General features: G+C 56.8%; 23 protein-coding genes and 1 tRNA gene. 8 read left to right on the forward strand and 16 right to left on the reverse strand.

All coding sequences use genetic code 11. From position 1 onward, the window contains the following. Window positions 1-155: 155 nt before the first annotated feature. The 6 genes from XcyCFBP4188_RS08860 to XcyCFBP4188_RS08880 all read right to left on the reverse strand — a co-directional run bounded on the left by XcyCFBP4188_RS08860 (window position 156) and on the right by XcyCFBP4188_RS08880 (window position 8,275). Window positions 156-926, reverse strand: a complete 771-nt coding sequence (locus XcyCFBP4188_RS08860) for an IS3 family transposase (RefSeq protein WP_104591954.1) — start codon at window positions 924-926, stop codon at window positions 156-158. After that, window positions 847-1,011, reverse strand: a complete 165-nt coding sequence (locus tag XcyCFBP4188_RS23650) for a hypothetical protein (RefSeq protein WP_325176177.1) — start codon at window positions 1,009-1,011, stop codon at window positions 847-849. Before XcyCFBP4188_RS23650 ends, XcyCFBP4188_RS08860 begins: the two co-directional genes overlap by 80 nt. After that, window positions 954-1,151: a transposase gene (locus XcyCFBP4188_RS23555; RefSeq protein WP_104591955.1), complete on the reverse strand. Its 198-nt coding sequence runs from the start codon at window positions 1,149-1,151 to the stop codon at window positions 954-956. The genes XcyCFBP4188_RS23650 and XcyCFBP4188_RS23555 overlap by 58 nt, the downstream gene beginning before the upstream one ends. Before the next feature lie 132 nt (window positions 1,152-1,283). After that, on the reverse strand, window positions 1,284-2,270 hold the full coding sequence (locus XcyCFBP4188_RS08870; RefSeq protein ID WP_104591956.1) for a ParA family protein: 987 nt from the start codon (window positions 2,268-2,270) through the stop codon (window positions 1,284-1,286). A 110-nt stretch (window positions 2,271-2,380) separates the two neighbouring features. Further along, on the reverse strand, window positions 2,381-2,611 hold the full coding sequence (locus XcyCFBP4188_RS08875; RefSeq protein WP_146094038.1) for a hypothetical protein: 231 nt from the start codon (window positions 2,609-2,611) through the stop codon (window positions 2,381-2,383). A 63-nt stretch (window positions 2,612-2,674) separates the two neighbouring features. Beyond that, on the reverse strand, window positions 2,675-8,275 hold the full coding sequence (locus tag XcyCFBP4188_RS08880; protein WP_104591958.1) for a DUF3320 domain-containing protein: 5,601 nt from the start codon (window positions 8,273-8,275) through the stop codon (window positions 2,675-2,677). 114 nt (window positions 8,276-8,389) lie between these two features. Here XcyCFBP4188_RS08880 and XcyCFBP4188_RS08885 point away from each other — a divergent pair, with 114 nt between their 5' ends. After that, window positions 8,390-9,139, forward strand: a complete 750-nt coding sequence (locus XcyCFBP4188_RS08885; protein WP_104591959.1) for an abortive infection family protein — start codon at window positions 8,390-8,392, stop codon at window positions 9,137-9,139. Between the two features lie 114 nt (window positions 9,140-9,253). On the opposite strand, the gene XcyCFBP4188_RS08890 is transcribed toward XcyCFBP4188_RS08885, so the two are convergent. The 4 genes from XcyCFBP4188_RS08890 to XcyCFBP4188_RS08905 form a co-directional block, all read right to left on the reverse strand. After that, entirely contained in the window at window positions 9,254-10,321 is a 1,068-nt protein-coding gene (locus tag XcyCFBP4188_RS08890) for an ankyrin repeat domain-containing protein (protein ID WP_104591989.1), read from the reverse strand. Between the two features lie 92 nt (window positions 10,322-10,413). Next, a complete protein-coding gene (locus XcyCFBP4188_RS08895; protein ID WP_104591990.1) occupies window positions 10,414-10,647 on the reverse strand; it encodes a hypothetical protein in 234 nt (77 codons plus the stop codon). A gap of 170 nt (window positions 10,648-10,817) precedes the next feature. After that, window positions 10,818-11,468 carry a hypothetical protein gene (locus XcyCFBP4188_RS08900; protein WP_104591960.1) on the reverse strand — a complete coding sequence of 217 codons (651 nt, stop codon included), beginning with the start codon at window positions 11,466-11,468 and terminating at the stop codon, window positions 10,818-10,820. A gap of 107 nt (window positions 11,469-11,575) precedes the next feature. Further along, window positions 11,576-12,211, reverse strand: coding sequence for a DUF6988 family protein (locus XcyCFBP4188_RS08905; protein ID WP_104591961.1), 636 nt, complete (start codon window positions 12,209-12,211; stop codon window positions 11,576-11,578). Window positions 12,212-12,832: 621 nt separating this feature from the next. On the opposite strand from XcyCFBP4188_RS08905, the gene XcyCFBP4188_RS08910 reads away from it, so the two are divergent. From XcyCFBP4188_RS08910 to XcyCFBP4188_RS08925, 4 genes are read left to right on the forward strand one after another with little or no spacing between them, the layout of a single operon-like run. Further along, window positions 12,833-14,896, forward strand: a complete 2,064-nt coding sequence (locus XcyCFBP4188_RS08910) for a ferritin-like domain-containing protein (RefSeq protein ID WP_104591962.1) — start codon at window positions 12,833-12,835, stop codon at window positions 14,894-14,896. 15 nt (window positions 14,897-14,911) lie between these two features. After that, window positions 14,912-15,880 carry an MNIO family bufferin maturase gene (bufB, locus tag XcyCFBP4188_RS08915; protein WP_104591963.1) on the forward strand — a complete coding sequence of 323 codons (969 nt, stop codon included), beginning with the start codon at window positions 14,912-14,914 and terminating at the stop codon, window positions 15,878-15,880. 49 nt (window positions 15,881-15,929) lie between these two features. After that, entirely contained in the window at window positions 15,930-16,766 is an 837-nt protein-coding gene (locus XcyCFBP4188_RS08920) for an HvfC/BufC N-terminal domain-containing protein (protein ID WP_104591964.1), read from the forward strand. 32 nt (window positions 16,767-16,798) lie between these two features. Next, window positions 16,799-18,067 carry a phosphatidylserine decarboxylase family protein gene (locus tag XcyCFBP4188_RS08925; protein ID WP_104591965.1) on the forward strand — a complete coding sequence of 423 codons (1,269 nt, stop codon included), beginning with the start codon at window positions 16,799-16,801 and terminating at the stop codon, window positions 18,065-18,067. 49 nt (window positions 18,068-18,116) lie between these two features. Here the strand turns inward: XcyCFBP4188_RS08925 and XcyCFBP4188_RS08930 are convergent, their stop codons facing one another. Beyond that, window positions 18,117-18,596 carry a JAB domain-containing protein gene (locus tag XcyCFBP4188_RS08930; RefSeq protein ID WP_104591966.1) on the reverse strand — a complete coding sequence of 160 codons (480 nt, stop codon included), beginning with the start codon at window positions 18,594-18,596 and terminating at the stop codon, window positions 18,117-18,119. A 412-nt stretch (window positions 18,597-19,008) separates the two neighbouring features. Between XcyCFBP4188_RS08930 and XcyCFBP4188_RS08935 the strand changes: the two genes are divergently transcribed. From XcyCFBP4188_RS08935 to XcyCFBP4188_RS22555, 3 genes are all read left to right on the forward strand, one after another. Beyond that, window positions 19,009-19,287 (forward strand): hypothetical protein, encoded by a 279-nt coding sequence (locus XcyCFBP4188_RS08935; protein WP_104591967.1) that lies wholly within the window; start codon window positions 19,009-19,011, stop codon window positions 19,285-19,287. Between the two features lie 294 nt (window positions 19,288-19,581). Beyond that, window positions 19,582-20,544: a chymotrypsin family serine protease gene (locus XcyCFBP4188_RS22550; RefSeq protein WP_146094039.1), complete on the forward strand. Its 963-nt coding sequence runs from the start codon at window positions 19,582-19,584 to the stop codon at window positions 20,542-20,544. A 9-nt stretch (window positions 20,545-20,553) separates the two neighbouring features. After that, window positions 20,554-20,799, forward strand: a complete 246-nt coding sequence (locus tag XcyCFBP4188_RS22555; RefSeq protein WP_146094040.1) for a hypothetical protein — start codon at window positions 20,554-20,556, stop codon at window positions 20,797-20,799. Between the two features lie 165 nt (window positions 20,800-20,964). Here XcyCFBP4188_RS22555 and XcyCFBP4188_RS08940 read toward each other — a convergent pair whose 3' ends face one another. From XcyCFBP4188_RS08940 to serS, 5 genes are all read right to left on the reverse strand, one after another. Next, the gene (locus tag XcyCFBP4188_RS08940; RefSeq protein ID WP_104591968.1) at window positions 20,965-21,360 is read right to left on the reverse strand and encodes an H-NS histone family protein; all 396 of its coding nucleotides are present in this window, start codon (window positions 21,358-21,360) and stop codon (window positions 20,965-20,967) included. A gap of 129 nt (window positions 21,361-21,489) precedes the next feature. Continuing rightward, a complete protein-coding gene (locus XcyCFBP4188_RS08945) occupies window positions 21,490-23,010 on the reverse strand; it encodes a site-specific integrase (RefSeq protein WP_104591969.1) in 1,521 nt (506 codons plus the stop codon). A gap of 87 nt (window positions 23,011-23,097) precedes the next feature. After that, window positions 23,098-23,187 (reverse strand) — tRNA-Ser (locus XcyCFBP4188_RS08950). 358 nt (window positions 23,188-23,545) lie between these two features. Then, a complete protein-coding gene (locus tag XcyCFBP4188_RS08955) occupies window positions 23,546-24,562 on the reverse strand; it encodes a LysR family transcriptional regulator (protein ID WP_006451085.1) in 1,017 nt (338 codons plus the stop codon). A 487-nt stretch (window positions 24,563-25,049) separates the two neighbouring features. Continuing rightward, complete coding sequence (gene serS, locus XcyCFBP4188_RS08960) at window positions 25,050-26,399, reverse strand: serine--tRNA ligase (RefSeq protein WP_006451086.1); 1,350 nt, start codon at window positions 26,397-26,399, stop codon at window positions 25,050-25,052. Window positions 26,400-26,446 lie beyond the last annotated feature (47 nt).

Consider the following 26,446-nt stretch of genomic DNA (forward strand, 5'->3'; position numbering starts at 1 on the left):
CCACCCCCGATTCCAGGGCCATTAGCTAGTAAAGATTTCGGCCTGATTTGGCGCCTGGGAATTCGCTTGGACCCGTATTTTCGGGCGAATTCTTCAGGGGTTTTCCATGCCAGTGCACTGTGGGGTCACTCCTGGTTATAGAAGCGCCGCCACTGTTAGATTTTGCTCCGTGCGTCGGCCAGTGACAAGAACCAATGCGCGTTGAGACACTCCTGCCGCAGGTGTCCGTTGAAGCTTTCCACCAAGGCGTTATCGGTGGGTGTGACACGCCGGGAGAAGTCCAGCCCCACCCCGTTTTCGTACGCCCACCGATCCATGACCTTGCCGGCAAACTCACTTCCATTGTCCACCTTGATCGCCGCAGGCTTGCCTCTCTGCGCCACCAGTCGCGTCATCGCATCGGCGACGTCGTCGCTTTTCAACGATTGGTCAACAACGATATCCAGGCACTCATGCGTGAAGTGATCCACCACCGTCAGCGACCGGAAACGGCGACCATAGAACAGTGCATCACTCACGAAGTCCATGCCCCAGAGTGCATTCGGTGCAGTGGCCATCTTCAGCGGTTGACGTCGCCGTGCGCTGCGACTGCGGCGCGGCCTGCAATGCCTTAAAGACAGGCCTTCTTCCTTGTAAATGCGGTGGACGCACTTGTGATTGTCTCGCCATCCTTCGTGACGCAGCACCACAAAACCGCGCTCACACCCGTAGCGCACGCGCGTCTGGGTGATCTCGCGCATCCGCTGACGAATGGCGCTGCAATCGCGCGCCTTGGCCTTGTAGGAAAACGCCGAGCGCGACATCGCCATGATCCGCAGCGCATGCCGCTCGCTTACTCCAAAACGCTCACGGAGCTGGCCTACCCAGGTGCGTCGCTGAGCAGGCCTTAGATTTTTTTGTAACGACTTCCTGCAGCATCGCCTTATCCAGGCTCAGGTCTGCCAACAGCTGCTTCAGCTTCCGATTTTCCTCTTCCAGTAGCCGCAATCGCTTGAGCTCAGAGGAGCCCAGGCCACCGTACTTCTTGCGCCAGACGTAGACGTAGCCTCGGCAATTCCCATCTTCCGACAAATCTCCTCGACCGCCATCCCCAACTCGGCCTGCTTGAGCGCGTAGGCAATCTGCTCCTCGGTAAACCGTGACTTCTTCATCGCTTGACTCCTCGTGATGACGGGGGGCCATGTCGGCGAAGTCTCTACTTTACGATGCGCCTGTTCTTAGGGGGTGGATCACCAGTGTGGCCTCCGTCGAAGAGGCTCATTCTCAGGCGAGAGTTATCGCACTTACATTAGTCCCACAAGCGTTTCCGCCATAGTCGAGTAAAGTTCACGTGTATTCCGTGCTTTCGACTGATGTGCGCCACGAAGACCGTCTCGCCCAGTGCAATCAAAAATCGGCTTCCGCGCCTCCTGGGAGTATGGGACAAGACTATGCAAATTGGGTATCCCGCCCAAATCCCAGCCATCATCTGCCCACTGCTGAACTTGGCCGAGCGGTTGCAATTTATCGACAATATTTTGCTGAATTGCAGCCTCGAGACGATTTCCAAACGTTGCCCAGCCCCTCGTCATTCCCTCCTCATTTGATCGCATGTTGTGTTGCTGTCGGACGTAGCCCAGAAAGACCGGAGCGCCACCGGGCAGATCAATGTCCTGAGCTTTAGATGCAGCCTCCACCTGCTCCCATTCTGATCGCCAAGAAACCAATTTATTTCCTAGATTTTGAGTTCCTCGAATAGAAAATAAATCGGGCGCCACTGGCACGATGAAATAATCACACGCGGTTAAAATAGTTCGATTGAGCGGACCAAGGTTGGGCCCCATATCAATAAACGTTATATCCGATCCGACTTTTTGCTCAGCCGCATTGATATAGCGATGAATGGCTGTTTGCTTACGCATATCTGCCGGGCTTCCGCCTTTCGCCCTATTCCATGTATCCGCAAGAACATCTTCAAAATCGCTGAGCATTGGGTCACCAGGAACAAGCCAGATGTTCTCATAACCTTCGCTGATTGATGAAGGACGGCGATCATAGATGTCGCCAATACTTTCATGAACGCGCTCGATATTCTTAAAGAGACTATTTCCTTTCTGCGCCCAAGCCTGCTCAACAGCCTCATCGGCGAGGCAGTAAGCAGACAAATTGCACTGTGGATCCGCATCCACTAGAAGAACGCTTTTTTCCAATCCAGCCAAGACATGCGCTACATGATAGGTATAGGTGGTCTTTCCGACGCCACCCTTATTGTTAAAAATCCCGATTCTCATTTAAAATTATCTCCTAGTGCAAAAGGGTGAACTTTAGCCAAAATTTTATTTTTTAGATAAAGGCAAAAAATATTACCTTTTAACCGCCATAAATCGATAAAATTAAATCATTAGTCACATTCGATTTCATAACTTGAAGTCTTCCCAGAAACAAGGTTGACCCGACATTTCCTGTGACACTTTGCCTCAATCTCTTCTAAAATTTCGGTCTTTCTTAGATCAAGCTGATAATCGCCACCTGCAAGAGTTGGACGCCTATTGTATTCGCTTACCAACTCGCTCAATTTTTCCATCAGCTGATCGCAGCTCATTTGCGTCACGTCACCAAGAAATACGCTCATCTTATAGATCTCCTTACCCGTCACCAAAATGCGCACGCCCGAGAATGCTGGCAACTTTTGCAACTAATTAATGATTAGCACATCTTCTCTCACAAAAATTATATTACTGCGCACCAGCGCATCAATTTGATCCAAGATCAACTGTCGAAGCTGAGTGCTCGTACTTCGATAGCCGAACTGTCGCGAAACAATCGTCACTAGCTCCTCCGGCTTTGCGCCCAAGTTGTCCGCAACCAACTTTGTAATAGCCGCCTTGATCTCAGTTGGTGGCAAAAGCTCCGGACGACGCAAAGTCAATGACTCGACCATTGATCGATCCCGAACACGGATCTCCTTATTAGGCATGGCTAGGAAGCCCTCTCCGATTACTTCCACTCCGCCCAGAGACACCACCGATGCGATGGCATCCTCCACCGCCTGCTGGATGCGCGAGCCTGCGCGCTGTAACCCCCAAAGCGTCCGGACGCGCGTTACGACTTCGCTCCGATGGATTGGGCTTTCAACCTCTACGATCTGCCTAACGATGGTTGCAAGCTGCCCGGTTGGAACCAGATGTAGTTCAAACTGCTTGCTCGGCACAGCAAAGGAGGCTTCAACGTAAAGCTCTATGTCTGGTGGACTTTGCGCCTCGATGAGCGCTATTTCCGCAATCTCACCACGATCAACGGTGAGGATCTCAACCGGCACCGCACGGTGCGAAGCTTTGATTCCTAGCTCCAATCCGCCTGACTCAATTTTTGCACGTTCGATGGCCACAACCAGCTTTTCAAGTTCTGCTTCCGGGCGATGGAACCAATCCGAACTCCAGAGACGGTAAACCTGCCAGCCCTTGTCACGCAGCACGCTTTCACGCAAGCGATCTCGATCTCGCGCACTTCTCGCGTCTCGATACGACTGCCCATCGCATTCAATTCCCAGAATGTAGCGGCCAGGCTCCTCAGGATTAGACACCGCAATGTCGACGAAGAAGCCGGCTAAACCCACATCGGTATGCAGGTCGTATCCGCGTGCGCGGAGCGCTGCGGCAACCTCTTGCTCGAACACACTTTGCTTGGTGTCTCGCGCTTCGGTGGTCAGGTTTAGCCGACCTGTGCGGGCGTAGTTCAAGAAAAGCTTCAAGGCAAAGGTGCCCTTGCCCTTGGCTCGGTCAGTATCGATATCCTCATCGGTGATCGAGGTGAAAACCTCGCAACGCGACTTGGCGCGGCTTATGAGCACATTTAATCGACGCTCGCCGCCATCATTGCTCACGGGACCGAAATTCATCGTCATATGCCGCTGAGCATCGCGCCCATAGCCCACAGAGATGTAGATGACATCGCGCTCATCACCTTGGATATTCTCCAAACTCTTAACGAAGAAGGGCTCAGCCGGGTGATCGGCAAAGAACCCTTCTGTTTCCGGGTGCTGCCGGCGCAAGAGTTCCAACTCGTCGAGAATGGCGCGGCGCTGGGCAGTCGAAAAGGTCGCCACACCCAGCGTGAGCTTGGGCGTGTCCTGCGCATGCGCGAGCACTGCGAGTGCCACAGCCTTTGCTTCTTTAGGGTTGGTGCGCGTGTTGCCCCGGTCGTAGATGGCTTCTGGCAAATGATGCAGCCGCAAGCCCACACCTGCTTCACTGGTGTAGGGGCTTGGAACGATGAAGAGCTTGCCTTCGTAAAACTGCTGATTGGAAACAGCGATCAGCGACTGATGGCGGCTCCGGTAGTGCCAACGAAGCATCCGCTCAGGCAATCCCCGCGCGCGACAAAGCCCCAAGATGCTCTCGACATCTGAGGCCTGCGCCCCGCCCTCGTCGTCATCACGCTCACCGCCATCGCCGAGTGCTTTGGAGAAAAAGCGTGTGGGCGGGAGCTGTCGCTCGTCACCCACGATCACCAACTGCTTGACGCGCGCAATGGCACCCAGTGCATCGATCGGCTGCACCTGGCTCGCCTCGTCAATGACCAGCATGTCAAAATCCAGAGCGCCTGCGGGCAAGAACTGCGCCACAGAGAGCGGACTCATCATAAAGACAGGTTTAAGCGCCTGGATTGCTGGCGCACACTTTTGCATGAGTTGCCGGATCGGAAGATGACCCTTCTTCTTGGCCATCTCGCCAATGAGAACAGCGGTTGGGCCAGTCGCACCACCTTGGCGCGGGATCTTGCTGTGATGCGCCTTGACCACTTCGTAGCGGGCCAGTTGCATGCGCTCTTGGTCAAGGCTCGCAAAGCTTGCAACCACCTGTGACTGGCGCTGCCCGTCAAAGCTTGCCAATGCTCGATCGCGCTGCACCAGCGCTTGGAGCACCGCCTCGTAGTAGGACAGCTCAAACACGCCCAAGGTATCGGCTATTGCAAGCTCGCCACTGGCAAGCGCATCCACCAGAGTGGCGAGGCCCTTGCGCTTAGCCTCTTTGGCAATCGCCAAATAAGCTACCCAACTCCGGAGCCCTTCCGGGTCGGCTTGCCAGCTCGCCAACTGCGCTTGGAGCGTCACCAAAGGAGCATGGCTAGGATTACGCGTGATCTCCGCATTACCCTCAAACTGCAGGCCAACCAAAAGATCCATGACTTCGCCAGCTAGAACGCCCGCAGCAAAAGAGGCGCGCTCAGCTTGTTCTAACAGCAACTGAGGCTCCTCAATACGAACAGCCAACAGGCGAAGCTCCGGGTTGCGCTCAATCCAAGACACCACTTGGCGAAGCTCATGCGCCTTGCTAGCAAGCGCCAGCCAGAATGGGCCAAAAGCGGAGTCCCCATCGGCGACCAGAGCGTCGTAAGCGTTAGTAGCGGCTTGCGCCTGCTTGATCTCGTCAATGACCTCAAGCGCTTGCTCGACCGCGAGTTCCTTGGCACTGACCAATAGTGCTGATTGCTCAGACGCGGCCTGCCAGCGGACCGACTTTTCTGCCAGTTCCGATAGGGCAACGCGCTTGAGGACGGTTTCCTCACCCCAGGGATTACGTTCGGCAGACAACAGAGCTTCATGGATAGGGGCCAAATCGCGCGCAAGTTGTTCCAAGAGTGGCTTCACGCGCTTTGCAATCTCGGTGGCCAGCACCCGGTCACCAATATCGGCCAAACGCTCACGCACCCCGGTACCCAACGGACGAAGCGTTCGCATCCAGGCGACCACACCTCGGAGAAACGATGGGATAGAGCGCTCGCGCTGCCAATTCGAGCCAAACGCCTCTTGTCCTTGGGCGTCATGATCAGCGATCTTCTTCTGAGCGCTCTTTGCATCCAGAAGCACATCGAGCGACCCAAGCACATCTGAGGCGGGAAGCTTGGGGTTAGAGAGGAGCGTGCGGACGGTCTGATTGGCACGACGCCAGTCGCCACTAAAAAAGCGGAACACGCTTGAGCCACGCATCGCTAGCTGCCCGCGTGCATCTTCTAGCTCGGCGTTACCTTTGCTCCATGCAGCCTCTCGGAACACAGCAGCCAAGTTGCTCTTCGCCTGCTGAACCGTTTCAACGGCCATAACGATCTCTTCGACCGCATCGACGCCCCGCTCCCAAATGTGGGCGACCAATGCGTCGCGATCCAATTCCGGGATGCTCGTAGCGCGCTCAGCGATGGCAACCAGTCGAAGCGCCAGATCCAACGTGAGCGGTGCCTTCTCAGCCAGAAGTTGCGTCAATCTGGTGAGGTCTGGAAGGAGCCGAACCAAGATACTGTGCGCGTTGCCGAGCGTGGCGACCTCCTTGCCCAATAGGAAGCTGCCTGGCAACTCGGTCAAAGTGGCCTGGGAAGGCTCCCAATCCTGCGCCGATGCCTCCACTTTGATCTTTGCTTCGACGACCGCCCTGGCCTTTTGGGCGCTTTCTAGCGCGTCGATAACCGCCAAAGCACGCGCAGGCTCGTCCCAGACCTTGCTTTGAAGTGCATCTGAGCCCAGTTTTGGCGCTTCGAGTAGCGCTTTAACACGCAGAACAGCAAAGCCGGCGTCATCAAATCTAACCGGAGGCGGAAGATCCAGCGCGCCGTGAATCTCGGTGGTCGACGCCTCCCAGTGATTCAATCGTCCAGCCAATCCAGCAACCAGAATTAGCAGCCGGTCCCGCTCGTTCGGCAGCAGTCCATCGTTCTGGACGCCACTCCAAGCGTGCTCATCGGGCAGGCCAATCTCTCCAATACGCTCGACCAGTTCCCGAAGCAGCGCTTCGCGTGCCTCTTTCTCATGAGGCGCCCAACTGTTTGGAGCTTCCAAAGACAAGCTTTGGGTCGTATAGCCCAAGCGGCGCAGACGCACCATCTGCCCAAATATTTTGTAAGGCGTCAGCTCAGAGGGCTGATGGGCTTCGTGGAGCCGCGCCACATGAGCATTAAGCGTGTCGCGTCTTTCTGTAAGTTGCTCGATGATTGGCGCAGTGTTGCTCCTCTTGGGATCCCCCAAATTCAGCGTTTGCCGAAATTCTTCCAGTAGAGAACGCTTGTTGGCTTTGTTGCTGTGGAGTTCCAAACAGGCCACACCTACGCCGACATGGTCCAAACGCCGCTTGACCACTTCGAGCGCGGCCATCTTCTCGGCCACAAACAACACGCGCTTTCCTTCTGCCACTGCTGCGGAAATGATGTTGGCGATAGTCTGGGACTTGCCCGTTCCAGGCGGGCCTTGCACCAAGATGTTGTTGCCTTGGAGCACATCGTGCACAACCAAGGCTTGCGAAGAGTCGCAATCGACAACGTGGCGCATCTTCTCTGGCGGAATGATGCGGTCGAGGTCGCTATTTTCATCAGTCAGGCTTGCGCCCGGAAAACCATCTTGAACGACGCCGCGCAGCATCGGGATAGCTTCCAACCCACCGAGCGCTTCCCAGCTCTGCGGATCCAGGTCCCGATACATCATGAATTTGGCGAAAGAAAAAAGCCCCAGGATTGCGTCATCGCGGAGCACGCCCCAGGTCTCTTTCCCTTCCAGCATGGCCTCGACTGCAGCCATATAGGCATCGATATCGAGTGTTTCGAACTCATCAATGTGCGGCAAACGAAGACCAAACTCCCGCTGCAAGAACAACTGCAACGATAAGTTCGCCTGGATGTCGTCTCCGGTCCATTTGAGGTGAAACTTCTCACCTGCTGTGCTGCGCTCCAATTGAACGGGGATCAACACCAAAGGCGCAAAGCGATCGGTTTGCAGAGTGGAAGTAGCACGCCAACGCAAATAGCCAACAGCCAGATACAGCACATTGACGCCCTGCTCCTCTTGAAGCGTGCGAGCATCAGCGTAAAGATCCAATAGGCGCTTTTGTAGCCCGGTTGGGGTCAAACGCGTGGTCAGATGCGCATCCCAGTGCGCCTTGACGCGACCGTTCTCATCCAGCTCAAAGTCCGGTTGCGCTATCAGCTCGGGGTCTTCCGGCGCCTCGTCAAGCAGGACTTCATCAGTGTCATCGCCAAGGCCATCAGTAGCGTTCGCTTGCTTCGGATCCTCCTTGCCAGGAACAAAGGTGAAGCGTTTTCCGTCGATCACCAAGGTCTGATACATCGCCTTGGCAAGCTCGTGGACAACCTCGACCGTCTTGGCGCGCCCGCCCCTCGGCGTATGAAGCAACCGATTGCGTGTAGACAGGTCTAGGAGCTCCAAACGAGCCTTCTCAACCTTGTCCTTCAACCCGCCAGCTCCCCGGAGCGAAGAAGTCTCCTCGCCAGCCTGTGCCACCGCCGTCTGATCCATCGACACCCCTGAGAGGACGCGCGACGCGCGGGATGCAGCGCAGCGCCTTCCCCTAAATGCTTTTGTCTATAATGCGCTCAATGTAACGCGTGTTCCAGCCGATCAGGGGGATCTGTGAGCGACTTGCGCAGCAGCGAGATTCACTGGGTTGTTCACAGCTACATCGGCGTTGAGGGCGGCTACCTGGGCGACTTCTCCTACAAGACACACCGAGAGTTCTATCCGGGCTTTTGTGATCTGGACTTGCATCCAGAAGCCTTCACCGGCAACACAACCCGGGAGCGCTTCACTGCAATCCTGACCAGCGTTGAAGGACATCAACAAGCAGCAATCCTCCGGGGTATCGCTCGCAAATATCCCCAAGGCAGTGAGCATCTCCGAACCCAACAGGCTTACCGTAGGTTGTTGGAACTGGCCAAGCGCTGTGCCGATGGACTCTCGGTCCAAGACAGAAGTCCATCTATCACAAGCGATGTATTGAGGCGTGCGCTTGCTGACGCTAACACACTCATTCAAAGTGCAGGGCCAACTCACGCGGTGGACCGAATCCACACCGCACTTCATGCATACCTCAAAGCGGTATGCCATGCGCAGGGCATTGAAGCTCCACCAAGTGCCACGATCACTAGCTTGTTCAAGCTCCTATGTTCGCAGCACCCAAAACTACGCGAACTAGGTAGCCAGTCTGACACCATGGAACGAGTGCTGAGATGCCTCAGCAGCGTGATCGATTGCCTCAACCCTGCCCGCAACAATGCAAGCCTTGCACACGCAAACGAAACTCTTTTAGAAAAGGATGAAGCGACTTTGGCTATCAATGCCGCTCGAACCGTTTTTCAATACCTGGACGCCAAATTCTGTTAGGACCGAAGCAACGCGCCTAGACACTTAACTGCAAACAAAACCTGAACCCCGCTGGACATGGGTCTATAAATTTGTAAGCTCTTCAAAACGACCAATCCATCGGTCAGCACCCGCTTATAAGCGTGCGCTGCGAGATGAACGCTTATCTAGCGAATTTGATGCATCGGTCTGCGCAACTCTCTGGCGCTCGTTGGATTGAAGCTCTCTGTGCTGCTTAGTTGCGTCAACTCTGGCAATCGCTTCATCAAGCTTGGCTTCTATCTCGTCGTCTGTGATCAGGTCCCGCACATGATCTAAGTTCACTCGGCGAACCAGAATATCCGCCACTTCATCATGGCCATTTCGAAGTGCCGTATGTAGGCCCAACTCGGGATAAGCCGTCTTGTGCGCGAACTCTAAGATGGACTTGACGATACCTACATGCCCAGTTCGTGCCGCAGATTGCAGCGCCTCTTCGCCAAAGTTACGAGGCGCACGGTGGGTTGTCACAATCGCCCCGAGCAAGGTGCGCACCAGGTGTTCATGACCTTTGGTAGCGGCCGCGTTGAGCCCCAATGAGTAGGTGTCTTCCGGATCGGGAAGGCCAGCTTCTATCAAGAACTCAACGACCTCGACATGGTTGTTCCCCGCTGCCGCTGCCAAGCCGTGCTGCGCGCATTGGATCTTGGATGAATAAGGCAACAGATGCTTGACCACACCGAGGTGACCTTCCTGACAGGCGGCAATCAGCGCTCGGCTGTCCTGGGCCTTGGCGTCTGAGAAAATGACCAACTGAAAGACAACATCTGCATGACCATGGCGCGCTGCCTCATACAGCGCAAGTGAGTCGTGTTGCAAAGGGCTGCACTCTCTGAGCAGGCGTTTGACGCACTCCGTGTGCCCGTGCCTAGCAGCAAGCACCAATGCCTCCTCATCCTCTGCGTCGCAAAACGCCATGAGCTGCTCAACTGCCCGCACCGAACCCGCCTTGACAGCGACATCAAGCGGATAGACCGCAAATGATTTCGATAACAGTGGCACCAGTTGATCAACCAAGCTCTCTTTGCCGCTCGTGATCGCCACATCAATGGCATAGCGTGCCGCAGCATCGCTATCGCCTTGAGCCTCACAAAGTGACTGCACATACGCCTCGCTTCCTTGCTTTACTGCCTGTCTAATACTCTTTCTAATTGCCTGTTTCATTTCGTCTCCTTCCATTCAATCTAAGGCCATCACGCTTTTAGTCAAGATCAAAGCGTGACAGCATCAGTCGGTTGGACAAACCGAAAAAGGACTTACAGATCGTCGATGTCAGGAACATGGTCCTCGTAGTCACACGCAATGAGCGTGCCGGCTTCGTCCTCGATACGTTCGATCGCAAGGTCACTGATCCATTGTTCGAACTCGAAGTCACTCTCGGCCACCGCATCGATATCGCACATGGAAAGTGCTTCTTGGGGCGAATTCGCTTCAATCGTTGCCCAGTGGACGACGTGGACGGTGCCGTTGATCTCGATGGTGTATTTCATCTTGCTCTCCGTGCTTGGCGACTTGCCAAGCTTCGGAACGCAATCTATGCATCGCAGCCGCATCGCTACAGGACTGAATTGCCACGATCGCTGAACAACCATTCATCAGTCGCCCACAATACTGGCGACTAGATGTGCCAGACAGCCAATTCGTAGGGCGGGCGGCCGCGCTAAACGGGCTTCGTGTCTTCGTCTAACTCTTGGCGATCCAGCCACGCCATCTTGGATGCATGAACCGCCATCAGATGCGAGCGGTAGGCATTTCGCCAATTCTTTTTCTCGGCATTTGATCGCCAAGGAAGCGCCAAGGCTTGATCGATGGTCAGGGCCAAGATCGTTGCGCCTTGCTGGAAAGCTTCTTCGATCACACTCATGTCGAGCCCAGTGATGCCCGCATGTGAGATCACGCTCTTGATCTTGCCGGCCGACGCGCAGATCACAATGAAGGGGATGCCCTTCCCCGTTCGACCGAAGTTGCCCGAGATCGGCTCTTGGATCTGCTCTCGGGCTTTGGTGACTTGGGCATACCACGTCAAGAGTTCTACCTTAGCAATCGAGCGTGGCGTGCTCTTGCTGATCAGAAACGGATTGCCGTGCTCACGCTTGAATTGGTCGAATTGGCGTCTCGGGATGCCGAGGTAGAACTCCGCCATGGCTTGCGTGAAGCGCGTCGTGCCCGGGGATTGATCAAGCATTTTGCGTAGACTGGCGAAGTCTCTTGCATCGATGATGGCATTGCGCTCATCGCGCTTTGCGATGACTTCAAGCGCTGCGCGTAAAAATCCGTCTTCGAAACTTTCCGCCTTGCTGATATTGGTCATCCAAACCATCCTTCGTTCAAGTCTCACTGCAAGCAACTTGCACCGCAAGCTTTGCCACTCACCAGCCTGACGACCCGTGGGCGATGGTGATGGGGCCGCAATAAAGCCTAACTTGTTCGTGGAGGAAGCACAGCGAAAAAGCCATCCGCCGTCGTAGCGACCCAGTGCACGGCGTCTTTGCTACCTGTGGTGATCGCGAGTTGCGTGTGAGCCATCACGACCAGCGCGTTGCTTTGTTTGACCACAACTTCAACGAGTTCAAGCGGGAAGCCCGTTCGCAACCGATGAAGCGCGTGTGCACCCGCATGGACAAAGGAATTGAGCGCCGCCCAAGAGTATTTCTTAAATTCCATAAACGCGTGCAACGGGTCAGCTGCCTGCGTCACCGCTTCAAGAGCGATCAGCATCTTGGATGCCATGGGTAAACGAGCAGCCACTGACTCACTCGTCGGCGTCAGTTCTTCTTGTAAGCAGGCCACCTCGGTATCGCTTGCGCAATAAAGGACCCACACGGCTCGCACCAGTGCCTCGAACTGCGCTCGATGAACGACCAGGGTGGACGGCTCAGAACCGACTACGAGTAAGCAGCGACTCGCAACAGCGTGCTCAATCGAAAGCAGGCAAAGCGCTCGACAAACTTGCAGTCGATCACTTTGGTCAAACGGCGGAGCCGATGTGATGGGCGACAACGCCTCCAACAGTGCATCGGACCCATCAAAGAGCTTCTCAACTCGCTCAGACATCGCGCTTCCCCAAGCGTTGAAACAGGTGGATCGCATCCAAGCGCATCAACAACTCCCTCCTTCGATTTTTATCCATGCCGTAAAAATTTTCAGCAGCCTCTCTTTCACTTGGATCTTGCCGTAATGGCGTCAGCGGCGAAAGAGCGTGATGAGCGAACTCAAGCGTAACGCCATATCTCTTGCAAGATCAGGCGCACAGGGTGGTCTTCTGCCAACAACTGATGAGAGAGGGAGGGCTATGCCCGCCCCCTAGCTGCCAAGCTGTTGTGCTGACAATCGCCGATGACCAGGTGGTCCCGTGTCTTGATCTGCCAACTTGGCTCAGCCACTGATGCGCTCAGTCACGAAAACCCAGTTGGCTTGGTCACGCATTGCCGTTCCCAGGCGCACTGAGCAATTGACTCACCTTGCGGCCAGGCTTATACGTCGAAGCAATCGACCACACTTTCCGAGGGTTCGCCAAGAAACCAATAGAGCGCCCTTGATCTCCAGGTGTGCCTAGATGCAAGGACTGCACGGACGGATGCAGTTCTCGTCGCCACTGGGATGGATGGATGCGCTACACACGCATGCGATCTCGCCACCCAGCCGAATGCTAGGACATCCATGGAGAAGGTTTGTATGAGCGCGACCGAAACGCACGCCACACTAGGCATTATTCCCAAAGCCCCCCGCCAGATCGTCGAACAACCGCTTGCCAATTTCGAGGCCGATAAAGCGGCATTGCAAGCCTTAGTCCAGGCCGCTGTCAATGTAGAGCTGTTCACCGTCCCGCTTTACATGTGCACGATGAAGTCCATCCAGGGCACGCATGCGATCAATGCCAATGGCATTTCTTACTACAAGGGCCGTCGCTGGCCGGGCATGGCGACCGGAACAATTCCGCTGGGTGCCCCACCCGAAAAGACTGCTCCGCAACGCGCCTACAACTTGCTGTTCTCGGTCTTTATCGATGAGATGCTGCATCTCCAAATGGCCGCAAATCTTTGCGGCGCGGTCGGCGTCACCCCAACCTTCAACAGCCCGCTCCTGCAAGACGCCAATTACAACTGGATCTGCTACGGCCCCACGCAAACCGTCATCCCACACATCATCGATCTGCAAGACCTGGAAGACGGCACGGTCGGCAGCGGGCTGAATGTCGATCTTGCGGGCCTGACTGACGCGCAAGTGGCGCTGTTTACGGTGATCGAGGAAAACCACGACACCGCACGCGTCAAGATCAAGCCCTCCGTGCTCGAAACGACGTATTTTCCGACCGTGCCGTTCAACGGCTGGATTGCGACAAATACGGAAGTGGATCTGCCGAAATTCGGAACGATCGGCTGGATGTATTTTTGTCTATTCCAATACATCACACTCAAATACGAGGACAACCAGACCTTGTGGGAGAAGGTGTTCACCGGCCCTACTGGTCAGCGCGATTTGTTCAACACCGCCACCAGCAAGATCCAAAAAGAATACCCACAGCTCAACACCCAGATCACCGAAACCCATCCCCTGGCTGCCGCAGCGCAGGCCATCTACATGATGTATGCCATCTGCGATCAAGGCGAAGGCGGGATTGACTGGCAGACCACCAGTGCGTTTCTCGGGATGATCCACGAGCGTGCATTGGAAACCGGGGCCGAACTCGCCACCCTCAACAGCGTGATCGTGCAGTTCCAGCCCGACGAAGCGGCGTTGGCCAACAACTATCCGTCCTACACCGACTCTGGCGACCCCGCGCCCTCGGCAGATGCGGCTGCGCGATCAAGCAATGGTGGACAGGATCATTACGAACGCTTCGAGCAACTGCTTGATCTGGTCGATCAGGTGGAGACGTGGAGTGAGTGGCACGCGGTCTCCGGCAACATCTGGACAGAGGCGCTGCTCACCAGTGCGGATTTCGACCCTGCCACCGCGCCGACCAGCATCCCCAAGCCATCCGAGGTGGCGACTGCTCTCAACAACTTGAAGCTGCTCAACCCGGTCGACTTGGACAATGTGGCGCAAGGTTCGCTCGCCGGCATCACCACCGTGCTGACCAAATCTTGGGGCGATCTTTCCGTCGACTTCCCGTTTCCCTCCATGGTCGGCTCAGGTGATCGCATGGGGTTGTATTGGGCCGTCTATGGCAGCGCGCCGACCTTGCGGCAAGGGATGGCGGCACAGCCCACGAGCGCCTTGCAACACGCCTGCCAGGGCCTGGCACTAGATGGGTCCGGCGGGAACTGTGCGGCACCGGCCATCTATCACAGCTGCAAAGGCTCCAATACTTGCGCCACGCAAGGCGGCTGCGGCTTTGCTCATGGGGTGAGCGGTGGCGGCAATTGCTCCCAAGCGATCGGAGGACGCGGCGGGTGTGGCCAATCTGCGCCACGTGCTCCGGCGGTGGGTGGCACCTGCGGCCTGCCGGACTTCTTCAGCGCGCCCGCAGACAACAAATGCGCAGGGTTGGGTGGATGCGCCGTGCCCATCTCCGCCTCGCAGTTGTATCCCACGGCCGGCACCATGGAATTGTTCAATTTCACCGGTTCGGACAACACCCCCACACCGATAGCGGAACTGCCCTTCGCCGTGGGCGACTCCGTCTACGACATCGCATGGCAGGCGTTCGAGAAGGTCATGGCCAACCGCCAGCTGCCGCCCGGCATCAAGCCCAGTCCAACGGATCTGCGCATCGCCCTGCCGCCTTCCACCTGACCGGCCGACACGGTGATGCACGCACGTCCGACTCAACCGCACCACGCCCAGGGCGTGGTGGAGGAACGCTCGCCGTTGCCCCGCTTGGGCTTGCCCAACTTTGGATTCGGTGTGGGACTTCGTCCGCAGCATCTCCCGGCCATCTTGGCCGGGGGAGCGCGGGTGGATTGGTTCGAGATCATCTCGGAAAATTATCTCGATGATTGCGGCTACCAACGCGCGATGTTGCGCAAGCTGGCGGCTGAGGTTCCCATCGTCATGCATGGCGTCAGCTTGTCGATCGGCTCGGACGCGCCACTCAATAACGATTATTTGCACAAGCTCAAACGGTTGGCAGAAGACATCAACGCCATCTGGGTGTCGGACCATCTGTGCTGGACCGGGCTTGGCTCTCACAACTCGCACGATTTGCTGCCCCTGCCCTTCAACGCAGAGTCACTGGCCCATGTGCGCGACCGCGTTCTGCAGGTGCAGGACGTGCTCGGCAGAGCGCTGGTGTTGGAAAATCCATCCAGCTATGTGCAGTTCCAGACATCGACCATGCCCGAGTGGGAGTTCCTGGCGCGCCTGGCCGAAAGCACGGGTTGCGGCATCTTGCTGGACGTCAACAATGTCTATGTGAGTGCCCACAATCACCGCTTCGATCCCGAGGTGTATCTGCGCGCGTTGCCGCACCGGCAGGTCGTGCAGATCCATCTGGCAGGACCGACGCAATATGGCGACTGCCTGGTCGACACACATGACCAACCCGTTCCTGCCCGCGTGTGGGAGTTGTATGCACTGGCGCAGCAATTGACCGGTGGTGTGTCGACACTACTGGAATGGGATGCCAACCTGCCTGACTACGATGAACTCCTGGGCGAATTGGACAAGGCGCGTCAGGTCATGGAAGGCAGCATGCCGGTGATGGCACCTCCCGTTGTGGCCGAACATGCGGTTTCCACACCCCTGCACCATTTGCAGGTGGAGCCCTTAGATGCTTAGTTCTTCAGGCGCTCCAAGTGAGACAGCGCTTGGCGAGGTGCAGCGCTGGATGCTGATGGCAACCACACATCCAGCAGGACTGAAAGAAGGCCTTAGAACTGCGCATGCGAAACAGGGCCTCGATATCCACACGCTGCTTGCCACGCCCGTTGGTATCGACCCACACGCGCGGCTGGCCATTTACGCCAACGGCTATTGGCTCAGGCTGATCGAATGCTTGCAATCCGACTACCCGGCGCTATCGCGTCTGCTCGGACCGGAACTCTTTGCGTTCTTCGCACGCGCGTATCTGAGTAAACATCCATCAAGGTCGCCCACCTTGCATGCGCTGGGTGCACGCTTCCCCCACTTTCTTCGCACATCCCAACGGTCTCGCCCAGGGCAACAACGCCAACGTTTTCCGCTGGAACTGGCCTGGATCGAGCGGGCGCTTTCCGAGGCCAGCCGCGCACAAGGGCTGGAAGACGTAGAGATGGATACAAGCATTGATGCATCCACGCTGACGCTTGGCTGGCCCTGCATCGTGCATGTGCCCGCAACCACCAAGCTTGCCATCGTGTCGCACACCCCGGAGAGCTTTCGCGGTTGGCTGTCAGGCGCAAGGCCAAGCGTTTCTTCGGTCGCTGACCGAACCTTCCTGGCTGTTCGCCGCCACCGATTCCGCGTCGGGATCGAGCCGCTGATCGACTGGCAGTTCTTCGCCTTACGTCACGCTGCGCGTCGTCCACGCATGCTCATCGACTGCGCGCAGGCGGCGGCACGTCGCACCGGACGGTCGGCAGGCGAACTGCACGCACTGCTTGCCCTGTGGCTGCCCACCGCGCAGGCATCGAGCATGGTGATGCTGAGGTCTCCATCAGCAACCGCTGAATTCATCGACACGTAAGTCTGCCCACTACCCCGACCAGGACATCCGCCATGACCAGCGTTACCGGACCATTGTTGGACGCACACTATCAACGCAGCTTTGGCGTGCTGGCCGGATATCTTCCGGAAGATCGCAGCGGGCTTGCCGCGTGGCATGCCGTCATTCGTGAGAAAGCTGCCCAACTGCGCAACGATCAAGGACCCGGCTACGCCAACCAGGCGGTGCAGGATCTGGCTAACCTGATCGATACCAATGGCATCGTGCGCATGTATGTCGCCGAGGCCATCGACCAGACCAGCGCTTTCACGAAAAACATCAAGAACATCCAGGACATGCTGGAGCAACTCGATGTCATCTGCACGACTGCGCCCGAATACAACGTCAACAAGAAGTTGCGGGTGCTTTTTCCGATGTCCGCACTGTTTGTCGACATGATGGCGACGCCTGCCGGCAAGGCGCTGTTCCGTCTTGAGCCGTTCAATGAAGCGCTGAGGGCCATCCTGCAGACATGGTCCGGGTATCTCGATAGCCAGGCCAGCTGCTCGGTGCTCAACAGGGATCCCAGCATTGGCTGGCTGGGCACCGCCGCCATCGCCGAATTCAAGCTCGCCGATTTCGTCATCGATTGGGATGCCGAGTATGGCGGCTTCCAGTCCTACAACGACTTCTTTCATCGCGAAATTCAGGCCAGTTGTCGGCCCCTCGCAGGAGAAGGTGATGCAAACATCATCACCTCGCCCAACGATGGCACGGTGTATCGCATCGCAACCGATGTGCAACAAAGCGCCGTGTTCTGGATCAAGGAGCAGAGCTACTCGCTGCAAGACATGCTCGCTAATCCGGACGCCGCGCTGTTGCAGCGCTTTGTGGGAGGCACGGTAGTGCAGATCTTTCTAAGCGGCGCGGACTATCACCGCTGGCACGCACCGGTAGACGGCGTGGTCACTTACGAAAATATCGACGGGCTGCTTTTCAGCGAAAACGAAGACAGCAGCTTCGATCCCGATGCAGGTGTCACATCGCAAGTCTATGGAGCGGCGGTCAACAATCGCGGCATTGTCTCCATTACCGCCGACGATGCGCGTCTTGGCACCGTCTTTGTCATGCCGATTGGCATTACGGAAATTTCCTCGCTGACGCAGACTGCGGCCAATGGGCAGCATGTCAGCAAAGGCGATGAGCTTGGCTACTTCAACTATGGTGGCTCCACGCTGTGCCTGGTGTTCGAGAACAGCGTGTCATTGAACTTCGGCACCTTGCAGCCGAATCAGACCATAGAGGTCAATGCACAGCTTGCGAGGTTGAACACGCCTGTCTGACGCTGCACAGTTTCATCGTTTGTGCAGTAAAGACCCAAGAGAGGGAGGGCTATGCCCACCCCCTTGCTGCAAGGCTGGTGTGCTGGCGCCCGCCAATGATCAGGTGATCCAGCACCCGGATGTCGAGAAGTGCCAACGCTTGCGTCAAGCGATCGGTGATTTGCTGATCTGCATTGCTTGGCTCCGGATTGCCGCTCGGGTGATTGTGGAAAAGGATGACGGCCGCAGCGTTCAAATCCAGGGCGCGCTTGGCGACCACCCGAGGGTGCACCTCGCAGCCGTCGATGGTGCCGCTGAAAAGGTGCTCGGTTGCCAAGATCTGGTGCTTGATGTCGAGGAAGACAACCCCGAAGACTTCGTGCGGCAGGTGAGCGCAGCGGGCAATGAGGTAGTCGCCAGCTTGGTCTGGGCTGTGGATGCGGCCTTGGCGTTGAAGGCGTTGCTCCAGGATGGTGGCTGCTGCGAGCAAGATGCCCTCTTCGTCCATCTGGAGTTGGTATTGAGCCTTCAGGTCTTGGGTGCGCTTCATCGGTTCTTCTCCACCAGCGCGTTGTGCGCCTCGTGGGAGCCGACAGGCGAAGCGTCCGGCCCTACCGCACCCGGGAGTGAGCACCGCGCAAGCGGCGCACAGTGAAGGGCCGCAACAAAGCGCCAGCGAGGAGGAGGAGGCCTGTCCTTGTGGTCGGGACAGCGAAGCTAAGGTCCCTTTCAGAGGCCCAGCGCTGGTGGAGAGCGTGGTGATGCGCGACCCCATGCCGGTGGTTGAATAGCCAAGGGGGTCTCCATGCTGCTTGCGTGCAATTGCTAGCTGCCTTAAGCGTCGACCCACGAAAAGCAGTCGCGCTCACAACATGAGAAATGCGAAAGCATGAGGCGTGCATCTCAACGAAATATCTTCACGCTGTGGGACACTCGGGGCATCTCCGGACTGGCACCGAGACATGGGAAATGACCGACTGAAGGCCGCCCTGGACCCGTGGATGCGCGTGGAGACGTGGCACACCTTTCATCCGCTCGACGAGCAACGGTTCCATCGAGCCCTGGCCGCCGCCTTCGAGGTGGTGGGTTTACCCGCTGAGAGCTTGGAGTTTGAGACCGCAATGCTGGCGCTCGCGCGCAAGCACCACGGTGAAGTGATGCTGCATCACATTGACGCGATCGATGCTTATGCGCAGCTTGCCGAGGACATCAGCTTCTACCTCTACAACACGCGAGCATGACCGCCGCCGCGAAATGTCTCCGTTTCCCCGCATGGCGACCGCCGCATGCTCCAAATGCTCCTAAGCCCGGGAACAACTCAAGAACTTGTCGTCTGCCACACTGGCGATAGCAAAGAGAGCTAGGATATTTCGGCACATCGAGCGAGCTCCCACTCTAGGAGATACAGCCCTCGCTGCTCGCTCTTGAACAATGCGTGTGTTAAGACGTTCTTGGTAGATCTTCAATCAGCAGCCGCTCAACGCTGCCAAAGACCATTAGACCTCGACAACCCTATTTTATTCATTGGAATTAACATGAAACTAGAGAGTGCCATCGAACTAAGAAACGAACTTATTTCTCAGTTTAAGCTTGAACCAAAACTCACTAGTTCACCATCCATGGGCTTGGGCTTCCGCACTCGACGCCAGGTAGCGCCCCCTAGGATCGCAATAGGAATCTCACCAACAGATGTGCAAAAAGATGATTATTTAATAGCTGTTCGCGATCAACAGCAGGACGCCAGTGCAAGAGAAATAATCGATCAGATCACTTCACGCTGTCTGGGTGAGGTTGATTACCGTCAGATGAGTATCCTTACCCCACGAAGCGTCAACACAGGCTTGATGAGGCCGCTGGTCATTGGAGCGAGCATATCAAATGTGAATGTAACTTCAGGAACCATTGGCCTATTTGTCAAGCGCCCAAACAGCTCGGAGCGTTACCTACTGTCCAACTCTCACGTTTTGGTGGATGATAGCTCTGGTTCTAATCTTGTCATACAGCCCGGATCGAGTGAAAATTTGCCTGGAAACAACCGAGTTGCGACCCTTACCAAATGGATCGCCGTTACCGTTGGCTCGGTTAACTATGTTGACGCGGCGATTGCAGAGATCGATCCGTCGATCAAAGATAGCGGCAACATCCTAGCCTCGGGCCAGCCAATTCAAGGCTTGGCGAAAGTTCAAGGCCCTGGTATTCAGGTATCAAAGAATGGCCGAACTACTGGCTTAACACACGGATTAACCCGAGGATTCGGCCTGGGCAATATTTCAGTAGAGTGGGATAATGGCGTAGCAAGCTTTAGCGATGTTTTCGAAGCTTATTCTGCTAATGGCAATTTCTCAGCAAGCGGGGATAGTGGCTCACTCATCTACGACAAGCAAAACAGAGGAGTAGGACTATTATTTGCGGGCGGTGAAGAATTGAATACAGGGCTCGATATCACTTATGCGATCCCCTTGACAACCGTGCTCAAGGCACTAAACGTAGTGATTTAGGAAATCACCATGATTAACAATATCCTTGACGACCAAATAAAGCGAGTTGAGCAGCTGAAAAATATCGCCCAATCAGAAATTTCCAGACTGGCGCGCGTTAATGGCGTTGGAATAACCTGGCATAATGAGCAAAACTGCTATGCACTTCAAATCAACCTATTTGATAATATTGCTGCAGAGCTACCGAGAGAATTTAGAGGAGTGCCGATTATTTATCACATCATGGGTCCGATCACACTTCGTCGCAGTGAATAGCCGAACCACCCAATTACAAATCAAACAACGCAACGTCTAGGCGATGCTGCGGGCAACCAATTGGTCGTAGCCTAGCGATTTTCTAAGCTGATACATAAAATTATATAGAAGCAAGCAAGGAGTGCCCAAGTTTTCGGGCATCCCTTGCTCTGGCATTTGCAAAACTCAGCCTGGGAAAGCCGGGAACTTCTCATCCGGATGCTTGGCTTTCCATTCCTTGTAAGACGCACTGCCCTGCCAAATGGTGAAGGCCTTAGGCGGGCGACCACGCCCTGACCATGTCTCTTGGTTGTGGGGCAACCAATACTTGGGCGCTACTTCCTTTCTCGTAGAAGCAGCCTTCTTCGGCTTAGCCACACCAGCACCGATCAGAGCCGCAATCTCCGACTTCTGCTTTGCATTGAAATGCTCGGTGTATTGGTCGAGCAGCTTGATGATCTCCGAATAGGCTTCGGACGACTGCTGCTGGCGTAGCTGAGCTTCCTGCTCTTCCAACTTCCGAATTTCTGCTGCCAATTTCTCTTTAGCAGCCGCAAGGGCACTCAAAGACGCGGTTGTCATTCAGGACTATTCCAATCGGTTGATGGTTGATTAGCAAATTATTCGGGAGAAATTTATCGCAGCAAAGCTGTGTCTGGTCAAGTCAGCAAGCTCAACCCTTTGGCTTTAGTAGCATGTTTCCGCAACAGCCTAAGGAACTGGCCGAATAGGCCTAAACGATACAGCTTTCATGCCCCCGTCTGCCCTCAGGCATTTGCGAAGAAGCTCGACGTTCAAGCCGTAATGCAACGACTTCAAGCCAGGAGAGTGCTTGCTCAAGCCGTTGAGCTTTTCTGCGACGGTGAAATCACGGCTATACGTCGCGTGGTGCTCGTCGTCCAATTCATGACCCACGATTTGCGCACGCAACTCCGAAGGGCACCCAGCCCCTTGCAACTCCTGGATCACCGACTTACGAAGTGAATGGAAGCCGCGCTTGGCCTTCGGCCACTCTTTTCCGATCTCGGCAAGATGGCGACTGAACGCCTTGGTGATCCAATTGCCTGCTCCATTCTTGGCGTCTGCCCTCGCTTGGGGGAACAGTCGCTTGTGTCCAGCCGCCTTACAGGTATCGACCCACTCCATAAAACCTAGGGCCAAAAGATCCGGATGCAGCGGCACCGTGCGCAAACTCACTTCTGTCTTGACCTTCTGGTGTTCACCTTCATCCGAAATCCGGATGCACGGAATCTTGCCCTCTTTGAACACATCAGCCACCAACAGCTGCCCGACTTCTGATGCTCGCGCGCCTGTATAGAGACCAATCAAGGCTGCCCATCGGGCATTAGCCGAGAGTCGTTCGAAGTTGACTGGCGAGAAGATCGTTTTGATTTGCTCACGGTCATAGGCTTTGAACCCAAGCTTGCGCCTGGCACGCTTCTCTCGCACGGAGTAGCTCACATGCCCGGATGCGGGGTTGTCGCCTTTGGGGTAGTAGCCAGAGGCAATCGCCCAATCAAAGAAGCCGCCCTTCCCGCCCACATAGCTTTGCTTGTTTGTGAGTGTTGGTGTCGAAGCACCCTTCTCCCGCATGTGCTGATACCAGCGAGCCAAATCAGGTCGCGTGATCGTGTGGAGCTTGGTCTTTGCCCCCAAAAAAGCGACCAGCGAATCAACAGCCGCCATCTTGATCGTATAGGTCTTGGGGAGGGTGCGACTCTTGATGGTTGCCAACCAAGCCTCGCGCGCCTTCGACAAAACAATGACCTCGGCCACCTGCGGCAGAGAAGCTTTCGGTTGAACGATATGACCAGGGTCAAGAGCGCCGATGGCGGCGACTTCTGCCGCATTGGCCCATGTCTGACTCTTGCGGAAGAGCCGAAGATCTTCGTCGTTGTCGATCTGCCAGCGCTCACTGATCGTGCCATCCGGTGCTTGCGTGCGATGCAAGGTGAGCTCACGAAGCGAAGCTCCATGGCCTAGGCGCTCGACCAAGGCTTCCATGTCTTTCTTGCCCAGCTTATCCACACGTCGATCCCTCAACACGTCGAAGGCCTGAGCATAGCCTGCGGCAAGCAGCAATGCGCGCAGACGCGCACTGGCAAGCTCGCTGGTGTGGAGGGTTCGCTTGATGACCTTTTGGTCGAGCACACGTTGCAGATCGACAGGCACGCGCTGACGAAAAGCCCAGTGACCCGTTGGAGAGCGAGTGAGGTGATGAGGGATACGCATCGGGGAGATGTGTCCCGATTTGTGTCCTGCCGAAGACCTTCATCAAGCTAGAAATAATTGTTAAAAATCAACAACTTATTTCCAACTTGGCGGAGAGAGTGGGATTCGAACCCACGGAAGGTTTGACCCTTCGCCGGTTTTCAAGACCGGTGCCTTCAACCGCTCGGCCATCTCTCCGATGCTGCTTTGATTCTGCTCTGCGTGGTCACCGATGGCATCGGTGTATCACACAGGCGCCACGCGCTTTGCGGGTGACGCTGATGCTGACCACCACTTGTGCGGTGTCAACCACCCCCGGGATCGCTCCCGGGCGCGCATTCTCGCATGCCCGGGCGCGCTTTGCTTGTTTACACCGCACTGCTTTTGGCTGGCGCAGCCTGCTGCACCGTCACTCGCGGCAGGCCACTGCATGTTACCGGCCGGCCGCGAGCACCCGAACAAGGATGCAACCTGCCGAACGTTGAAGCGAGCTGACTACCGAGAACGAGCAACTGCCGAATGGCTTGTCAGCCGGCCTCGGCGACCAGGCACAGCCTCAGCCGGCTTCAGCCACAGCCAGCCGCGGTGCAGTGCCGGCCGCACGCTTGAGCTTTTCCGCCAATTCGGCACAGTTGCCGCCGCAATCCAGACGCGAGCGTTCGATCTCGCGCGGCAGGTGTTCGGCCAGGAAGTCGATGAACACGCGCACCGCCGGCAGCAGGCCGCGGCGCGAGGCGAACACCGCGTGGCAGATGCCTTGCGGCAGCGACCAGTGCGGCAGTACCACTTCCAGCTCGCCGCTGCGCACCGCTTGGGCGCACACGGTCTCCGGCAACATGGTGATGCCGAAGCCATCGCGCGCCATCGACTGCAGCAGCGGGAAATCGAAACCGGCCAGACGCGGCTGCAGGTCTACGCGGCGCATCTCGCCGTTGGGGCCGTGCAGTTCCCAGCGCTGATGCGCTTCGTCTTCGCTGGTGCTCATGGTGGTGTGGTTGGCCAGCTCGCTCGGGTCTTTGGGGCGGCCGGCGCGGTCCAGGTACTTGGGGCTGGCCACCAGCAACTCCTGCACCTGACCGAAGCTGCGCATCACCAGGCTGCCGTCGTCGTCCAGCCGCGAGCGCACGCGCAGTGCGATGTCATAGCCCTCGTTGATGACGTCGACGCGACGATTGCTGATGTTGAGCTGCAGCCGCACCTTGGGATATTTGGTTAGAAATTCGGGCAACAACTTGGGCAATTGAATCTGCGCCAGCGAGACCGGAACGCTCACACGCACAAGGCCACGCGGCTCGGCGCTGAGACGATCCACCACCTCGCGCGCGGCCTGGGCTTCGGCCAGCATGGTCTGGGCATGGCGATGCACGCTGGTGCCGACGTCGGTCACCGCAAAGCGGCGCGTGGAACGCTGCAACAAGCGCACGCCCAGGTCGGTTTCGAGCTGGCTGATGCGGCGGCTCAGGCGCGATTTGGGAATCCCGAGCGCACGCTCGGCCGCAGCGAAGCCGCCGTGGTCCACCACCATCGCGAAGTAGTACAGGTCATTCAGGTCGTGCATGGCGCAGGTATCCATGGATAGAACGATAAGTGATATTTAAGCACCTTTATCCCAACAGGGCAACGACCTCACTCGCATCGGGTTTCCGGTTTGGCGGGGTTCCGGGATATGGAATGCTGCGCGCCGAGGACCTCTCGTCTTGCCGCGAAAGCGCGCAGCGCACCGGCGTTGGCGCCAACTGGGCCGCGCCCGCAGGATTCGCAAGGTGGTCTGCCCAGACGAAGCGCATGAGGTCGTCACGTGGAAACGCAAACGGAGCCACTGACGGCCCCGTTTTCTTCAATGTCTTTGGAAGCGGCCAGGTCGCGTACACCTGTCAGCTGCACGGTCGTACCGGCAGCGGCACTTGGAGTACTAGCAAAACGTAGCGAGCACTCGTCGGTGAGTACGGACATCCCGCTCAAAAGTGGCGTGCACGCGTGGCGCTCGCTGCTTCCGAGCAGCGGCCGCGCCCACCTGGCGATGAGCGCAGCCCGCTTTCATCAGCTTCTGTCAGCCGCGCTTAGCCGATCCGCTCGATCCCGCCCATATACGGGCGCAGCACCTCGGGCACATCGATCGAGCCATCGGCGTTCTGGTAGTTCTCCATCACCGCGATCATTGCGCGGCCCACGGCGGTACCCGAGCCGTTGAGCGTGTGCATCAGCTCCGGCTTGCCGCTAGTCGGATTGCGCCAACGCGCCTGCATGCGCCGGGCCTGGAAATCGCCGCAATTGGAACACGACGAAATCTCGCGATAGGTGTCCTGCGAAGGCAGCCACACTTCCAGATCGTAGGTCTTGATCGCAGCAAACCCCATATCGCCGGTGCACAGCAGCACCTTGCGATACGGCAGGCCGAGTTTTTCCAGCACCACCTCGGCGCAGCGCGTCATGCGCTGATGCTCGGCATCGCTGTCTTCCGGCGCGCAGGCGGTGACCAGCTCCACTTTTTCGAACTGGTGCTGGCGGATCATGCCGCGCGTGTCGCGGCCGCCGCTGCCGGCTTCGGCGCGAAAACACATCGAATGCGCGGTCATGCGCAACGGCAAGCGCTCGGCATCAACGATTTCGTCGCGCACGATGTTGGTCAACGGCACCTCAGACGTGGGGATCAGATAGTAAGCAGGCTCAGGATCTATCTGACCAGTGCGCCAATGAGCAACTTCACCAGTTTCTTCGTCAGTTTGAGAGTCATATTCGTCTTCGTAAATCCTGAAGAGATCATCCTCAAATTTTGGCAACTGCCCGGTCCCGTGCATCGACTCGGCGTTGACCAGCAGCGGCACGTTAGTTTCCTCGTAACCATGCTCGCCCACATGCAGATCGAGCATGAATTGCGCAAGCGCGCGATGCAGACGCGCGATCGGTCCGCGCAACACTGTGAAACGGGCGCCAGACAACTTGGCTGCGGTTTCGCCATCCAGCCAACCGTTGGGCGCACCAAGTTCCACATGATCCTTGACCGCGAAATCGAACTGGCGCGGCTTGCCCCAGCGCGATTGCTCGACGTTATCTGCCTCACTTTTTCCAAGAGGCACGTCTGCATGCGGCAGGTTGGGAATCACCGCGTACAGCTTCTCCAGTTTTACCTGAATATCTTTCAGGTGGACTTGAGACTGCAAAAGCTCGTCAGCGAACCCAGCCACTTCCGCCATTAGCGCGGTGACATCCTCACCCTTGGCCTTGGCCTGCCCGATCGCCTTGGACTTGGAATTGCGCAGGCTCTGCAGTTCCTGCGTACGCACTTGCATACGCTTGCGTTCGCTCTCCAGCGACTCCAGCTTCGCAGTGTCCAGGGCGAAACTGCGCGTGCTGCGCAGGCGCTCGGCAAGGTCGGCGGGATGTTGGCGAAGCAGGGCCGGATCTAGCATCGGAAGTCTGTGTGAGTCAGTAGGAAGCGCGAGATTATCGCCTGTTC

Origin of the sequence: Xanthomonas hortorum pv. cynarae (assembly GCF_002939985.1) — a bacterium.
Taxonomy (GTDB): Bacteria; Pseudomonadota; Gammaproteobacteria; order Xanthomonadales; family Xanthomonadaceae; genus Xanthomonas; species Xanthomonas hortorum_D.

What these genes read in the sequence shown, in the direction of transcription:
- XcyCFBP4188_RS08930 (WP_104591966.1), bottom strand. Translation starts at nt 18,596, where the DNA reads ATGAAGCGCACCCAAGACCTGAAGGCTCAATACCAACTCCAGATGGAC.
- XcyCFBP4188_RS08870 (WP_104591956.1), bottom strand. Translation starts at nt 2,270, where the DNA reads ATGAGAATCGGGATTTTTAACAATAAGGGTGGCGTCGGAAAGACCACC.
- bufB (WP_104591963.1), top strand. Translation starts at nt 14,912, where the DNA reads ATGCACGCACGTCCGACTCAACCGCACCACGCCCAGGGCGTGGTGGAG.
- XcyCFBP4188_RS08895 (WP_104591990.1), bottom strand. Translation starts at nt 10,647, where the DNA reads ATGAAATACACCATCGAGATCAACGGCACCGTCCACGTCGTCCACTGG.
- XcyCFBP4188_RS08875 (WP_146094038.1), bottom strand. Translation starts at nt 2,611, where the DNA reads ATGAGCGTATTTCTTGGTGACGTGACGCAAATGAGCTGCGATCAGCTG.
- XcyCFBP4188_RS23555 (WP_104591955.1), bottom strand. Translation starts at nt 1,151, where the DNA reads ATGAAGAAGTCACGGTTTACCGAGGAGCAGATTGCCTACGCGCTCAAG.
- XcyCFBP4188_RS08880 (WP_104591958.1), bottom strand. Translation starts at nt 8,275, where the DNA reads ATGGATCAGACGGCGGTGGCACAGGCTGGCGAGGAGACTTCTTCGCTC.
- XcyCFBP4188_RS08940 (WP_104591968.1), bottom strand. Translation starts at nt 21,360, where the DNA reads ATGACAACCGCGTCTTTGAGTGCCCTTGCGGCTGCTAAAGAGAAATTG.
- XcyCFBP4188_RS08920 (WP_104591964.1), top strand. Translation starts at nt 15,930, where the DNA reads ATGCTGATGGCAACCACACATCCAGCAGGACTGAAAGAAGGCCTTAGA.
- XcyCFBP4188_RS08910 (WP_104591962.1), top strand. Translation starts at nt 12,833, where the DNA reads ATGAGCGCGACCGAAACGCACGCCACACTAGGCATTATTCCCAAAGCC.
- XcyCFBP4188_RS08925 (WP_104591965.1), top strand. Translation starts at nt 16,799, where the DNA reads ATGACCAGCGTTACCGGACCATTGTTGGACGCACACTATCAACGCAGC.
- XcyCFBP4188_RS22555 (WP_146094040.1), top strand. Translation starts at nt 20,554, where the DNA reads ATGATTAACAATATCCTTGACGACCAAATAAAGCGAGTTGAGCAGCTG.
- serS (WP_006451086.1), bottom strand. Translation starts at nt 26,399, where the DNA reads ATGCTAGATCCGGCCCTGCTTCGCCAACATCCCGCCGACCTTGCCGAG.
- XcyCFBP4188_RS08900 (WP_104591960.1), bottom strand. Translation starts at nt 11,468, where the DNA reads ATGACCAATATCAGCAAGGCGGAAAGTTTCGAAGACGGATTTTTACGC.
- XcyCFBP4188_RS08935 (WP_104591967.1), top strand. Translation starts at nt 19,009, where the DNA reads ATGGGAAATGACCGACTGAAGGCCGCCCTGGACCCGTGGATGCGCGTG.
- XcyCFBP4188_RS08955 (WP_006451085.1), bottom strand. Translation starts at nt 24,562, where the DNA reads ATGGATACCTGCGCCATGCACGACCTGAATGACCTGTACTACTTCGCG.
- XcyCFBP4188_RS22550 (WP_146094039.1), top strand. Translation starts at nt 19,582, where the DNA reads ATGAAACTAGAGAGTGCCATCGAACTAAGAAACGAACTTATTTCTCAG.
- XcyCFBP4188_RS08890 (WP_104591989.1), bottom strand. Translation starts at nt 10,321, where the DNA reads ATGAAACAGGCAATTAGAAAGAGTATTAGACAGGCAGTAAAGCAAGGA.
- XcyCFBP4188_RS08905 (WP_104591961.1), bottom strand. Translation starts at nt 12,211, where the DNA reads ATGTCTGAGCGAGTTGAGAAGCTCTTTGATGGGTCCGATGCACTGTTG.
- XcyCFBP4188_RS08945 (WP_104591969.1), bottom strand. Translation starts at nt 23,010, where the DNA reads ATGCGTATCCCTCATCACCTCACTCGCTCTCCAACGGGTCACTGGGCT.